This is a genomic window from Sphingomonas sp. S6 (genome assembly GCF_043498045.1).
Lineage (GTDB): Bacteria > Pseudomonadota > Alphaproteobacteria > Sphingomonadales > Sphingomonadaceae > Sphingomonas.
Map to the genome: position 1 here is coordinate 120,820 of NZ_JBIEOE010000002.1, position 12,723 is coordinate 133,542.

Consider the following 12,723-nt stretch of genomic DNA (forward strand, 5'->3'; position numbering starts at 1 on the left):
TAACGATCGCCGCCCAATGCCGCCCCGACAGGCCGAACGGGCCAAAGGGGACCTAAATCATGATCGCTTGCAAATGGCTTCTGTGTGCCGCGCCGATGGCGCTCGTCGCGGGCAATGCCGCTGCGCAGACTGTGTCGGCCGATGCCGCGGCGACGACACAGACCGAAACGCCGGCCACCGCGGATGCCACGGACGCCCCGTCGGGCGACATCGTCGTGCTCGGCTTCGGCCGGACGCGTCAGGTGCAGACCGTGTCGGCGATCGAGATGGAACGCCTGACCCCCGGCACGTCGCCGCTGAAGGCGATAGCCAAGCTGCCCGGCGTGAACTTCCAGTCGGCCGATGCCTTCGGTGCCTATGAATGGTCGACGCGCATATCCTTGCGCGGCTTCAACCAGAACCAGCTGGGCTTTACGCTCGACGGCGTGCCGCTGGGCGACATGAGCTACGGCAACGTCAACGGCCTGCACGTCAGCCGCGCGGTGATTTCGGAAAACCTCGCCAGCACCACCGTGGCGCAGGGCGCGGGTGCGCTCGGCACCGCCTCGACCAGCAACCTCGGCGGCACGATCGAATTCGTCAGCCGCAAGCCGTCGGACACGTTCGACCTGGTGGGATCCGGCACCTATGGCAGCAACAACACGTGGCGCGGTTTCGCGCGGCTCGACACCGGCGACCTCGGCGGCGGGCTGAAGGGCTATATCAGCTACGGCTATCTCACCACCGACAAGTGGAAGGGCTTCGGCACGCAGCGCCAGCATCAGGTCAATGCGAAGCTGATGGAAGATCTGGGATCGCGCGGCAGCATCACCGCCTTCGTCGATTATTCGGATCGTCGCGAAAACGACTATCAGGACCTCAGCCTCGACATCATCCGTCGCCGTGGGCTCAACAACGACAATATCTCGGACAACTATCCGCTCGCGCTGCAGATCGCCCGCGTCTACCAGAATCAGGCGACGCTGGCCGCCTATCAGGCGGCGAACAACGGATCGTCGGTGGGTTATGTCGCGCCGTGGACCGACGCGGGTTTCACCCTGCCGAGCGGGTTCGGTACGGCCGACGATGCCTATTACGACGCGGCGGGCCTGCGTCGCGACGTGCTGGCGGGCGTCACGTTCGACGGCAAGCTGACCGACGCGCTGTCGATCGTCTCGACGACCTATTACCACCACAACAAGGGGCAGGGATCGTGGATCACCCCCTATTCGCCGACGCCGGCGGGCGCGCTCGGCGGTAATGGCCAGCCGCTGCCGCTCGCATCGACTGCGGCCTATAACCTCGCCTCGCCGCTCGGCTTCCGCACCACCGAATATGGCATCGATCGCGGCGGCAACATCACCCGCCTGACGCTGGAGACGGGCGCGAACCGGCTGGAGTTCGGCGGCTGGTACGAAAGCAACAGCTTCACCCAGGCGCGGCGCTTCTATGGGATGAGCAACACGACGCCCGATCGCAATGCGCGCGACTTCCAGTCGAACGCCTATCGGACGCAGTGGAACGGCAAATACGACACCGAGACGCTGCAATATTTCGTGGCGGACACGCTGACGCTCGGCGACCTGACGCTGAACGGCGGCTGGAAGGGCATGCGCGTCAAGAACCAGGCGAACCTGCTGGTCGGCACGCTGGTCAACGGCAAGATCAAGGCGGAGGACTGGTTCCTGCCGCAGGTCGGTGCGGTCTATCGCCTGGGTGGCGGCGCGGAACTGTTCGCCAGCTATACCGAGAATATGCGCGCCTTCGTCTCGTCGGCGACGAGCGGACCGTTCGCCACGACCCAGGCTGGATTTAACGGAATCGCCAACACGCTGAAGCCCGAAACGTCGAAGACGGTCGAGGGCGGGGTGCGCGTGCGCAGCGGCGGGCTACAGCTGTCGGCGGCGGGCTATTTCATCGACTTCTCGAACCGCCTGCTGAGTTTCTCGAACGGCGCGGGCATCATCGGCAACCCGCCGACGCTGAACAACGCGGGCAGCGTCCACAGCTATGGCGGCGAAGTGTCGGCCTATTACCGGATCGTCCAGCCGCTCTCGCTGTTCGCCAGCTATTCGTATAACCATGCGACCTATCAGGACGACGTGCGCAATGCGGCGGGGACCGTGCTGACCGCGACCGCCGGCAAGACGGTGGTGGATACGCCGGAGCATATGGTGAAGGGCGAGGTCGTCTATGACGACGGCAGCGTCTTTGCCCGTGCCGGTGCGGACTATATGTCGAAGCGCTACTTCACCTATCTCAACGACCAGTCGGTGTCCGGCCGCGTGCTGGTGGATGCCAGCATCGGCTATCGCTTCGGCGAGGGCACGGGTATGTTCCATGGCTTCGCGATCGAGGGCAGCGTGACCAACCTGACCGACAAGAAGTATATTGCGACGATCGGGTCGAACGGCTTCACTGCGAGCGGGGACAATCAGACGCTGCTCGCGGGCGCGCCGCGCCAGTTCTTCGTCACGCTGCGTCGGGGTTTCTGATGCGGCGGCTCGCGGCCCTCGTCGCGCTGTTGCTGGCGAGCCCGGCAGCGGCATCGCCGGTGCTGCTGATCTCGCTCGACGGCCTGCGCCCCGGCGATATCAGCGACGCGAAGGCGCGGGGAATGACTCTCCCCGTGCTCAGCGGCCTGCGGGCGGAGGGCGCGAGCGCACAAGGGGTGGTGGGCGTCCTGCCGACGCTCACCTACCCCAGCCACACCACGCTGGTGACGGGCGTGTCGCCCGGCCGGCATGGCGTGGTGAACAACCTGACGTTCGATCCCGAACAGAAGAACCAGGGCGGCTGGTATTGGTATACGTCGGACGTGAAGGTGCCGACCTTGTGGCAGGCGGCGCATGCCGCGGGCCTGTCGACCGCCAACGTCCACTGGCCGGTGACCGTCGGCGCGACGGGGATCGATGAAAATTTACCGCAAATCTGGCGTGCCGGCACCGATGACGATCGCAAGCTGCTGACCGCGCTTGCGACGCCTGGCCTCGTCGCGCGGCTGGAACGCCGCGTCGGTGCGCGCTATCCGCAGGGGATTGACGAGACGGTGGAGGGCGATGCGCAGCGCGTCGCCTTTGCCGAGGCGCTGTTGGCCGACAAGCCGCAGTTCACGACCGTGTACCTTGCCGGCATCGACCATACCGAGCATCACGACGGCCCGGATTCGCCGGCTGCGAAGGCGGCGATCGAGGCGACCGATGCGCTGGTCGGGCGGCTGGTGCGGGCGGCCCGCGCGGCGATGCCGGACGTGACGGTGGTCGTCGTATCCGACCACGGCTTCCTGCCGGTGTCCACGGACATCAATCTGTTCAAGCCGTTCATCGACGCGGGACTCATCACGCTCGATGGCAAGGGGCAGGTGACGGGCTGGGAGGCGATGCCGTGGATTGCGGGCGGTACGGCGGCGATCCGCCTCGCCCGGCCCGACGATGCCGCGCTGCTCGCCAAGGTGCGCGGCGTGCTCACGGCCATGGCGGCGGACCCGGCGTACAAGATCGCCGCGGTCCTCGATCGCAGCGCGATCGCCAAAGCGGGCGGGGATGGCGAGGCGAGCTTCGTCGTCGCGATGCAGCCGGGGGTGGAGACCGGGCGCGATCCGGCGGCGCCGATCGCGAAGCCGTCCGTCTACAAGGGCATGCACGGTTACGTCCCGTGGGACCCGGCGATGCGGTCGACGCTGATCGTCGCCGGGCCGGGGATCGCCAAGGGCAAGGATCTGGGCGTCGTCGACATGCGCGCGATCGCGCCGTCGATCGCACGGCGGCTGGGCGCGAGCCTGCCGTCGGCGGAAGTGCCGACGGTCTTCTGACGATCCGGGGCACCGCCCGACCGTATCCGTGCTGATATAGTGTAACATTCGGCTTGTGCCGGATGCCGTGATCGACCAAAGGGCACCGGCCGTCGCGCCGCATCGTCGTGGTCCTGCGCAACGGGCGAACCCACGGAGACAGGCGACGATGACGGCTGCTTTGCCCGCCACGGCGACGATGGTGGCGGACATAGGTGAACGGAGTGCCGTTCGTCCCGCGACGCGCCTGCGATTGCAGGGGATCGACGCGCTGCGCGGCTTCGTCATGCTGGTGATGCTGCTCGATCACTTGCGGGAAACCTGGTTCCTGCACGTTCCCGTGCCCGATCCGGTCGATGCGCGGCTGATGCTGCCCGCTTTGTATCTGGGTCGGTTGGCGGCGAGCCTGTGTGCGCCGGTGTTCGTCGTACTGACCGGCCTGTCGGCCTATCTGTTTTTCAACCGCCATACGCTGGCGGAGACGCGGGCGTTTTTGGTCAAGCGCGGGCTGGTGCTGATGGCGCTCGACGTCTTCTATCTGTCCGAATTGTATTGGGGCGTCGCGAGTCCGACGATCTGGCTGCAGGTGATGTGGTGCATCGGTGTGTGCATGATCGTGCTCGCAGCGCTGATCGGCTGGCCGCGCCGGGTGTTGGTGGCGGTAGGGCTGGCGATCGTGTGCGGGCACAATCTGCTCGATCCCATTCATCTGCGTGCCGGCGATCCGCTGTTCCCGTTATGGGCGATGCTGCACCAGCGCGACGTGATCGCGCTGCCCTTCGGACTGGTCGCCAAGACGACCTATCCGGTGCTGCCGTGGATCGGGGTCATCCTGCTTGGCTGGTCGATCGGGCCGTGGTTCGGCGGCGACCTACCTGCGGCCACCCGCCAGCGGCGGCTGGTCATGACCGGCGGCGCCATGCTGCTGCTCTTCGCGGCGCTGCGGCTGGCGAATGTCTATGGCGACGCGCCGTGGTTCGTCGTCGCGGGTGATGCGATGCGGACGTGGATGAGCGTCTTTGCGCTCACCAAATATCCGCCCTCGCTGTTGTTCCTGCTGCTGACGCTCGGCTGCGGCGCGCTACTGCTCGCTGCCTTGGACCGGCTGGATGGCACCAAGCTGGTTGCAGCGCTTGCGGTGTTCGGGGCGGCGCCGATGTTCTTCTACCTGCTGCACCTGACCGTCTTGCGCCTGCTCTATCACAGCGCCTTCGCGATCTGGGGCGCGACGCATGGCGCGACGTTCGGCGTCGACGATTACGGCTGGGTACTGCTGTGGTATGTGGCGCTGATCGTGCCGCTCTACGTGCCGACGGCGTGGTTTGCGCGGTTCAAGGCGCGGCGGCGGGACATCGCCTGGCTGAAATATCTGTAGCGGCCGCTATCGCCCCGCCGGCATCAGGCGCTTGAGGAAGGCGGAGACCGGCCGTTCCCACACCGACGGATCGGCCTTGGCGAAGGTCTTGTGGCCATCGTCGCCGAAGGACGGCAGCCCGACGAAGGTGACCGGCGGCGTCGAAGCACCGGAATAGGCCGCATACATGCCGCGGGCGAGGTCGCGGCGAAAAAAATGGTCGTTGGCGGCGTAGAGCCACAGTTGCGGCACGCGGTTGCCTGCGCCGAAATGGCCCTCGGCGGCGATCAGCCGGTCTTCGCCGCCGCAGATATGTTCCTTGCCGTCGCCGCCGCGCCCGCCGGCAAAGCTGATGACGCCGAGTACGCCCGGCGGCGGCGCATCGGCGAGGGCGACCGCGCCGAAGCCGCCGGCGGACTGGCCGACCACGACGATCCGCGCAGCATCGGCACCCGGCAGCGCTGCGGCGGCGGTGACGATGGCGCGCTCGACCGCGGCGGTCTTCTCACCTGCCGCGACGTAATTCTCGTCCTGACATCGCCCGGCGGCCTCGAGATACGATCCGCTCGACGTGCCGAAACCGGGGCGGAGTGCGGTGACGACCATATAGCCATGGTCGACGAACCAGGCGGCGGCGCGCACGAAGCCGAGCTCGACACCGGGGAACTTGCTTTTGTCGGGCGGCGTGCCGTGGTTGATCACGACCAGCGGGAAAGGCCCGGACCCCGCCGGTCGGTATACGCGCGCGGCGAGCTGATAACCGGTGCCGTCGATCGTGATGGGCAGCGTGCCTTCGGCCACCGTCGCGCGGGGCGCCGCCATCGCGGGCGAAGCGATGGCCAAGCCGCATGTCATCAGTGCCGCGATCAGGACCTTGCGCATCCGAACTGCCCTCCAGCGTGGAATTGCGGTGGAGGATGCGCCGCGGCGCGTGGCCGAGGCAAGTGAACTCGACGACAGGTTTCCGACATGTCCGGCGGCAATTGCGACAGGCCATCGACGGAAAGTGCGCGCTGCTGCATCTAGGGGTGTTGGGGAGAAGCCGTGCATTCGGATCAACTAGTTGCCTGGGTCGGTCGTCACATCCTGCCGCATGAGCGGCGGTTGCGCGTCTGGCTGCGTGCGGCGTTCCCGACGGTGGACGTGGACGATGTGGTGCAGGAAACCTATTGCCGGATCAGTGGGCTGGACCGGTTCGATCATATCGACGATCCGCTGCGCTACGTCTTCCGCACCGCGCGCAACGTGGTGCTGGAACAGATCCGGCGCGAACGCGTGGTGAGCATCGAGGCGGCGAGCGGGCTTGCCGAGCTGGAACTGGTGCCCGAACCCACCGGATCGCCCGAAGAGATCGTCGCGGGCCGCCATGCGCTGGCACGGATCGAGCGGCTGATCGACGCGCTGCCCGATCGCGCGCGCACCATCTTTCGCCTGCGCAAGATCGAAGGCATCGGCCAGCGCGATATCGCTGCACGGCTGCGGATATCGGAAACGGTGGTCGAGAATGACGTGGCGCGCGGGCTGCGCCGCATCCTCGAACAGCTGACTGAGGAAGAGAAAGCGGAATTGCCGATCCGTCGCCGCCGACCGGCGGCCGTGCCGCGGGCGCGCGGACGGGACGGGGAGACGCGGCGATGATCGCGGAGACCGCCAGCCGCTGGGCGGCCGCGCTCGATCGCGGGCTCGATGCGTCGGAGCAGGCCGAGCTGGCCGCATGGTTGCAGGACGATCCGCGCCATCGTGGCGCGCTGCTCCGCGCGCAGGCGGCGCTGAGCCTGCTCGACCGCGGGCGCGCGCTGTCCGGGATCGAACAGGACGGACAGGACGAGGCACCTTTGCCATCGCGCAGGCGATGGTTGCGCCTGGGCGGTGCGGCGGTCGCGGCGGCGCTTGTCGCCGGTGTCGGCATCGGCCTGTGGCCCGATCGGGCGGCGCGCATCGACACGGCGCTTGGTGAGATCCGGCGCATGCCGCTGGCCGACGGATCGGTCGCGGTGGTCAACAGCGGCACGGCGCTGCGCGTCGCCTTCACGCCCGCGCGCCGCAATGTCGAATTGGCGAGCGGCGAGGCGTGGTTCCAGGTCGCGCACAATCCGAAGCGGCCGTTCGTGGTGGCGAGCGGTCCCGTGCGGGTGCAGGCGGTCGGCACCGCCTTCGACGTCCGGCGGCAGGGGGATGCGGCGCGGGTCGTGGTGACCAAGGGCGTCGTGCGCATCTGGACGGAGGGAAGCGACGTCGCGCCGATCGACGTCAGTGCCGGCCATGCCGCGACGATCGACGCCAGCGAGCGGATCGCGGTGCGCACGGTGTCGGCCCAGACGTCGGACCAGCAACTGGCGTGGCGCGACGGGCGCATCGTGCTCGACGACATGACGCTGCGCGACGCCGTCGCGGAGTTCAACCGCTACAACAGCGATCGGCTGGAGGTGGCGCCGGCGCTGGCCGGGCGGCGGGTGGTCGGCTGGTTTCGCACCTACGATATGGAAGGGTTCGCCAACGCCAGCGCGGCGATGGTCGGCGGGCGCGTCGAGCGGCACACCCTGTCGGGCGGCGGCGAGGTGACGCGGATCGTTCCTGCAAAATAAATCGTCCACCGCTGACGGAAATAGGGCCGCAATACATCCTTGAGGGCACGCGCCATGTGAAGCGCGGGCACAGTTTCAGGGAGGGGTTCCATGCGCACCGGTCATATCTTCAGTCTGCCTCTGGTTTCGGTCGCGGCGATCGCCGCAGGGATCGCGACGCCCGCCGTCGCCGCCCAGCCCGCGGTCCGCACGTTCAACGTACCGCGCCAGCCGGCCGCCACGGGCCTCGTCCGCTTCGCGCAGCAGGCCGGCATCCAGATCCTCGCGCCCAGCGACGTCACGCGCGGCCAGACGGTCGAGGCGGTGAGGGGCCAGCTGAGCATTCAGGAAGGCCTGCGTCGCCTGATCGCGACCAGCCGCCTGCGCCTCGTCTCGTTCGACGGCCGCACCGCGGTAATCGCCGCGGGCGCGCAGGGTGCCGCCCCGCGCACCGTCAGCTATGGCGCACCGCAGGACACGACCGCCGCGCCGACCGGCACGGATCCCGCACAGGCGACCGACACCGCCGCCGCGGACGATAGCCCGCAGAACGACATCATCGTCACCGGTAACACCTCGGACAAGCGGACGCTGTTCAACTCGTCGTCGAACGTGACGCTGGTCAATGCCGCCGACCTGCTGCGCAAGGCGCCCCGCTCCACCGCCGACACGCTCGAACTGGTGCCGGGCGTGTTCGTCGAAGGCACGGCGGGCCCGATCTCGAACAATTATTCGGTGCGCGGCCTGCGCGGCGGCGGCCAGAGCTTCATCACGCTGGAAGAGGACGGCATGCCGATCCTGTACGGCGGCGGCGGTGCGGACTTCTATTTCCAGAACGACATCACGATCGCCCGCATGGAAGCGGTGCAGGGCGGTACGTCGGGCGTGCTGGCGCCGAACGGCGCGGGTGCGACGATCAACTTCATCTCGATGAAGCCCGATCACGACAAGGCGACCGCGATGGTCCGCTACACCGGTACGACCTATGGCGACCTGCGCGCCGACGGCTATTTCTCCGCACCGATCGCGGATGGCTGGGCGTTCAACGTCGGCGGCTATGTCACGTCGCAGCGCGGCGTGCGGCGCACGCCCTTCACCTTCAACGCTTATGACGTGAAGGCGATGCTGGAGAAGCAGTTCGCCGGTGGCGGCTTCGTGCGCTTCACCATCAAGCATGGCGACAAGCACTTCCCCTATTACGCCGACATGCCGTTCCGCGTCGCGACCGACGGCACGATCAGCAGCGTGCCGAGCCTGGACCTGAAGCGCGACGACGTCGGCGGGCGCGGCTTCACCCAGTTTCTCGTGCCCAATGCGCCCGCGACGGGCCAGAGCCTGCGCCGCTTCAGCTCGGCGGATGGCGTCCACGTCAAGTCGACGACCTATCGCATGGATGTCGAGGTGCCGGTCACCCCGAGCCTGCGCCTGTTCGGCCGCGCGCGCTATCTGGACGGATCGTACGACTTCAACGGCATCTTCCCGGGCAGCGGATCGGGTACGGCAGGCCTGACCTCGGCGGTCAACTACCTCAATCCCGCCGTGTCGCCGCTCGCCGGGCTGACGCCGCTCAACGGGTCTACGCTCACCTATTTCCAGGTGGCCGCGGCGCGCTTCCCCAACACCGCGCAATATGGCCTGCGCAACATCCGCACCGGCCAGGTGATCGCGGCGTCGGATACCGCGACGCTGAACGCGCTGAACGGTAATGGCCTGCTCCAGCAGACGGTGCTCAACCACCAGACGCTCGCGACCAAGGACTTCGGCAGCGACTTCGGCGTCAAGTGGGATGCGGGTGGCAGCAATATCGACAATTCGCTGACCGTCGGCGGCATGGTGTACAATGTGCGCCGTCGCAACAACCAGTCGGCGGTCGCGACCGTGCTGAACGACGTGCGCAACGATTCCAACGTCTACGACATGGTGGCGTTGAACGCCGGTGGCGGCGTGATCGGGTCGCTGACCAACAACGGCATGGTCAATTACGGCAACTGGGGCCAGGGCCTGTTCAACGACGAGGTCACGTCGCTGTCGGCCTATTTCAACGACGAACTGACGATCGGCGACAAGCTGCACATCGACTTCGGTGCGCGCTACGAGCACCAGCACGTCCGCGTCGACATCGGCAATACCGCCGGAACCAACGCGCTCGTCCCGGCCGGCACGCCCGGGATCTACGACAACGTCGGCAGCACGTTCAACGGCACCTACACGCGTCAGACGGCGAATTATTCCGACTGGGCCTATACCGCCGGCATCAATTACGAGCTGACCGATCACGTCGCGCTCTACGTGCGCGGGGCGCATGGCTTCCAGACCAACGGCGGCGACACGGGCGGCACGCATGCGCCGACCGGGCTGACGCTGTATGAAGGCGGCGTGCGGTTCAATGCGCGGGGCTTCAACGCGTCGGTCATCGGCTTCCGCACCGAATTCCGCGACCAGAACTATCAGTTCATCAACCCGGCCAACCCGGCACAGGCCAGCAATGCGCTGGCGGACAATTTCACCAATGGCGTACAGGTCAATGCGACGCTGCGTCCGGTGCAATTCTTCAGCGTCGACGTGCAGGGGGTCTATCAGGACCCCAAGCTCAGCAACCTGCGCTTCAACGGCGTGGCGCAGCCGCAATATAACGGCAACACGCCGGAGCGGACACCCAAGAAGCTGCTGACGGTGACGCCGTCGTTCATCCTGCCGGGCGGGCTGGGCGAGATCTATGGCCGCTGGAAGTATATCGGCAAGATCTTCGCTGACAGCGGCAACGGCATCGCGCTGCCCGACTATAGCGTCTTCTCGGTGGGCGCGAGCATCGACGCGACGCCGCGGCTCAACCTGTCGGTCAGCGTCGACAATCTGACCGACACGAAGGGCTTCACCGAAGGCAACCCGCGGCAGGGCCAGACGCAGACGATCGTCAACGGCTATTTCTACGGCCGAGCGATCGTCGGTCGCAACGCGCTATTCAGCGCGACGCTGAAGCTGTGAGGGCGAAGGCGGGGTTGCGGCTGTCGCTGGGTCTGGCGATGGCCCTGGTGCTGACCGGGGCGGGCGCGGCGCCTGCTCAGGTCGAGCATTATGCGGTGCGCGAGGGGCTGAACGTCAACAGCTTCACGCGCGCCGGCCCGGTCGCGGCGCATGTCGTGCTGCGATCGGGCAAGCAACCCCGCCTGCTCGTTGCCTTTCCGGCGGGCAACAGCGGCACCGCGTTGTGGTTCGAACCGCTGGCCAAGGACGCCGAATGGCGGTTGGAGGGCGAACCGCAGCCGGTGACAATGCGCGATGCCAAGGGGCGCCCGCTGCACGGCGTGCGCTTCGTGGCGACGATCGCGGCGGAGCGGCTGGTGCCGCGTCAGGCGGTGCTCTCCAGCATCCGCGTGCTTCGCGACTATCAGGCGCTGGGCAAGGCGCCCGCCGAGGTGCTGACCGCGGCCCGGGTGACCGGCGACACGATGCGCTGGTCGCGCGATCGGTTGGACGGCGCAGCGGGGTACGACCTCACGATGCGGGTGACCGGTGGTGCGATCAAGGATGGCGCTATCCTCGCCGGCAAGGACGGTACGATCCGCTTCGCCGTCACAGCGCTGACTGGCGAGACGCCACTGACCCCGCGCGGCGGCGCGGACCTGCTCAATACCAAGGCCCAGCCCGATCCGGGCGCGCGCAACGCGCTGACCTTCCTCAGCTATGCCGAGAAATATCTGGCAGGCTCGTGGCGCTTCGACACTTATTTCGGGCGCGACACGCTGATGTCCGTCCGGCTGCTGATGCCCGCGCTGCAACCCGCGGCGGTGGAGACGGGGCTGGCCTCGGTCCTCGCCCGCCTGTCGCCGCAGGGCGAGGTGGCGCATGAGGAGGATATCGGCGAGTTCGCCATCCTCGACCATCAGAAGGCGGACGGTAGCCTGTCCGACGCGCCGGTCTACAATTACAACATGGTCGACAGCGACTATATGCTCGCCCCGGTCGCGCGGGCGTGGCTGCTGGATGATGCTCGCGGACGGACGCGAGCGGGGGCGTTCCTAGCGCAACGCGTCGGGGGCGAGACGATGGGCGCGCGGATGGTGCGCAACCTGCGCTTCGTCTTGCGCCAGGCGGCGCCCTTCGCCAACGATCCGGTGGCCGCTAAACTGATCGCGTTGAAGCCCGGCATGGATGCCGGTGAATGGCGCGACAGCAACGACGGGCTGGCGGGCGGGCGCATTCCGTATGACGTCAACGCCGTGCTGGTCCCCGCCGCACTGGATTCCGCCGCGGCCTTGCAAGCGAGCGGGCTGCTCCGCCCCTATCTCGCGGCCAGCGACGCGCCGGCGTTCGCGGGTGCCCGCGCGGTCGCCGACGTGTGGCGTGCCAAGGCCCCGCCGCTGTTCGACGTCACGCTACCCGCCGCCACCGCACGGCAGGCCGTGAGCCGCTACGCTGCCACGATCGCCGTGCCCGCCGCGCCCGCGCTTTCGGCAATCGGCAATGCGCCGGTCCGCTTCCCGGCGATCGCGCTCGATGCACAGGGGCGCCCGATCCCGGTGCAGAATAGCGACCCCGGCTTTGCCCTGTTGTTCGAGACGCCATCGGCCGACGCGCTGCGTGTGATGGCGGGTGGCTTTATCGATGCGTTCCCCGCGGGGTTGCGCACCGGCGCGGGCATGCTCGTCGCCAATCCCGCCTTTGCCGATGCGGCGATCCAGCGGAAATTCTCCCCCAACGCCTATCATGGCACGGTAGTGTGGAGCTGGCAGCAGGCGCTGGTCGCGGCCGGACTGGCCCGGCAGCTCGAACGGCGTGACCTGCCGGCTGATGTCCGCGCACAACTGACCCGTGCGCAATCCTGCCTGTGGGACGGGATCGACGCGACGAAGAGCGTCCAGAGTTCGGAGCTGTGGTCGTGGCGCTATGCCGATGGCCGCTACAGGATCGTGCCGTTCGGCGCGGCCGGCGCGGATGTCGACGAATCCAACGCGGCGCAGCTGTGGAGCACGGTCTATCTCGCGCTTCGCCGGCCCACCGGAACAGCGGTGGCCTGCTTGAGCCGATGACGCTCG

The 12,723-nt window shown here is 67.6% G+C and carries 8 protein-coding genes; 7 read left to right on the forward strand and 1 reads right to left on the reverse strand.

The window, feature by feature from the left end; genetic code table 11:
• Positions 1-59: 59 nt before the first annotated feature.
• The 3 genes from ACGVWT_RS03675 to ACGVWT_RS03685 all read left to right on the forward strand — a co-directional run bounded on the left by ACGVWT_RS03675 (position 60) and on the right by ACGVWT_RS03685 (position 5,144).
• Positions 60-2,474 (forward strand): TonB-dependent receptor, encoded by a 2,415-nt coding sequence (locus tag ACGVWT_RS03675; protein WP_315461646.1) that lies wholly within the window; start codon positions 60-62, stop codon positions 2,472-2,474.
• Positions 2,474-3,790 carry an alkaline phosphatase family protein gene (locus ACGVWT_RS03680; RefSeq protein WP_315461645.1) on the forward strand — a complete coding sequence of 439 codons (1,317 nt, stop codon included), beginning with the start codon at positions 2,474-2,476 and terminating at the stop codon, positions 3,788-3,790. Before ACGVWT_RS03675 ends, ACGVWT_RS03680 begins: the two co-directional genes overlap by 1 nt.
• 160 nt (positions 3,791-3,950) lie before the next feature.
• Positions 3,951-5,144: a DUF1624 domain-containing protein gene (locus ACGVWT_RS03685; protein ID WP_315461664.1), complete on the forward strand. Its 1,194-nt coding sequence runs from the start codon at positions 3,951-3,953 to the stop codon at positions 5,142-5,144.
• 6 nt (positions 5,145-5,150) lie between these two features.
• Here ACGVWT_RS03685 and ACGVWT_RS03690 read toward each other — a convergent pair whose 3' ends face one another.
• Complete coding sequence (locus ACGVWT_RS03690; RefSeq protein WP_315461644.1) at positions 5,151-6,005, reverse strand: S9 family peptidase; 855 nt, start codon at positions 6,003-6,005, stop codon at positions 5,151-5,153.
• A gap of 162 nt (positions 6,006-6,167) precedes the next feature.
• Between ACGVWT_RS03690 and ACGVWT_RS03695 the strand changes: the two genes are divergently transcribed.
• From ACGVWT_RS03695 to ACGVWT_RS03710, 4 genes are all read left to right on the forward strand, one after another.
• Positions 6,168-6,761: a sigma-70 family RNA polymerase sigma factor gene (locus ACGVWT_RS03695; RefSeq protein WP_315461643.1), complete on the forward strand. Its 594-nt coding sequence runs from the start codon at positions 6,168-6,170 to the stop codon at positions 6,759-6,761.
• Positions 6,758-7,708, forward strand: coding sequence for a FecR domain-containing protein (locus ACGVWT_RS03700; RefSeq protein WP_315461642.1), 951 nt, complete (start codon positions 6,758-6,760; stop codon positions 7,706-7,708). The genes ACGVWT_RS03695 and ACGVWT_RS03700 overlap by 4 nt, the downstream gene beginning before the upstream one ends.
• A gap of 90 nt (positions 7,709-7,798) precedes the next feature.
• Positions 7,799-10,672, forward strand: coding sequence for a TonB-dependent receptor (locus ACGVWT_RS03705; protein WP_315461641.1), 2,874 nt, complete (start codon positions 7,799-7,801; stop codon positions 10,670-10,672).
• Positions 10,669-12,717, forward strand: coding sequence for a hypothetical protein (locus ACGVWT_RS03710; protein WP_315461640.1), 2,049 nt, complete (start codon positions 10,669-10,671; stop codon positions 12,715-12,717). The genes ACGVWT_RS03705 and ACGVWT_RS03710 overlap by 4 nt, the downstream gene beginning before the upstream one ends.
• The last annotated feature ends 6 nt before the right edge of the window (positions 12,718-12,723 follow it).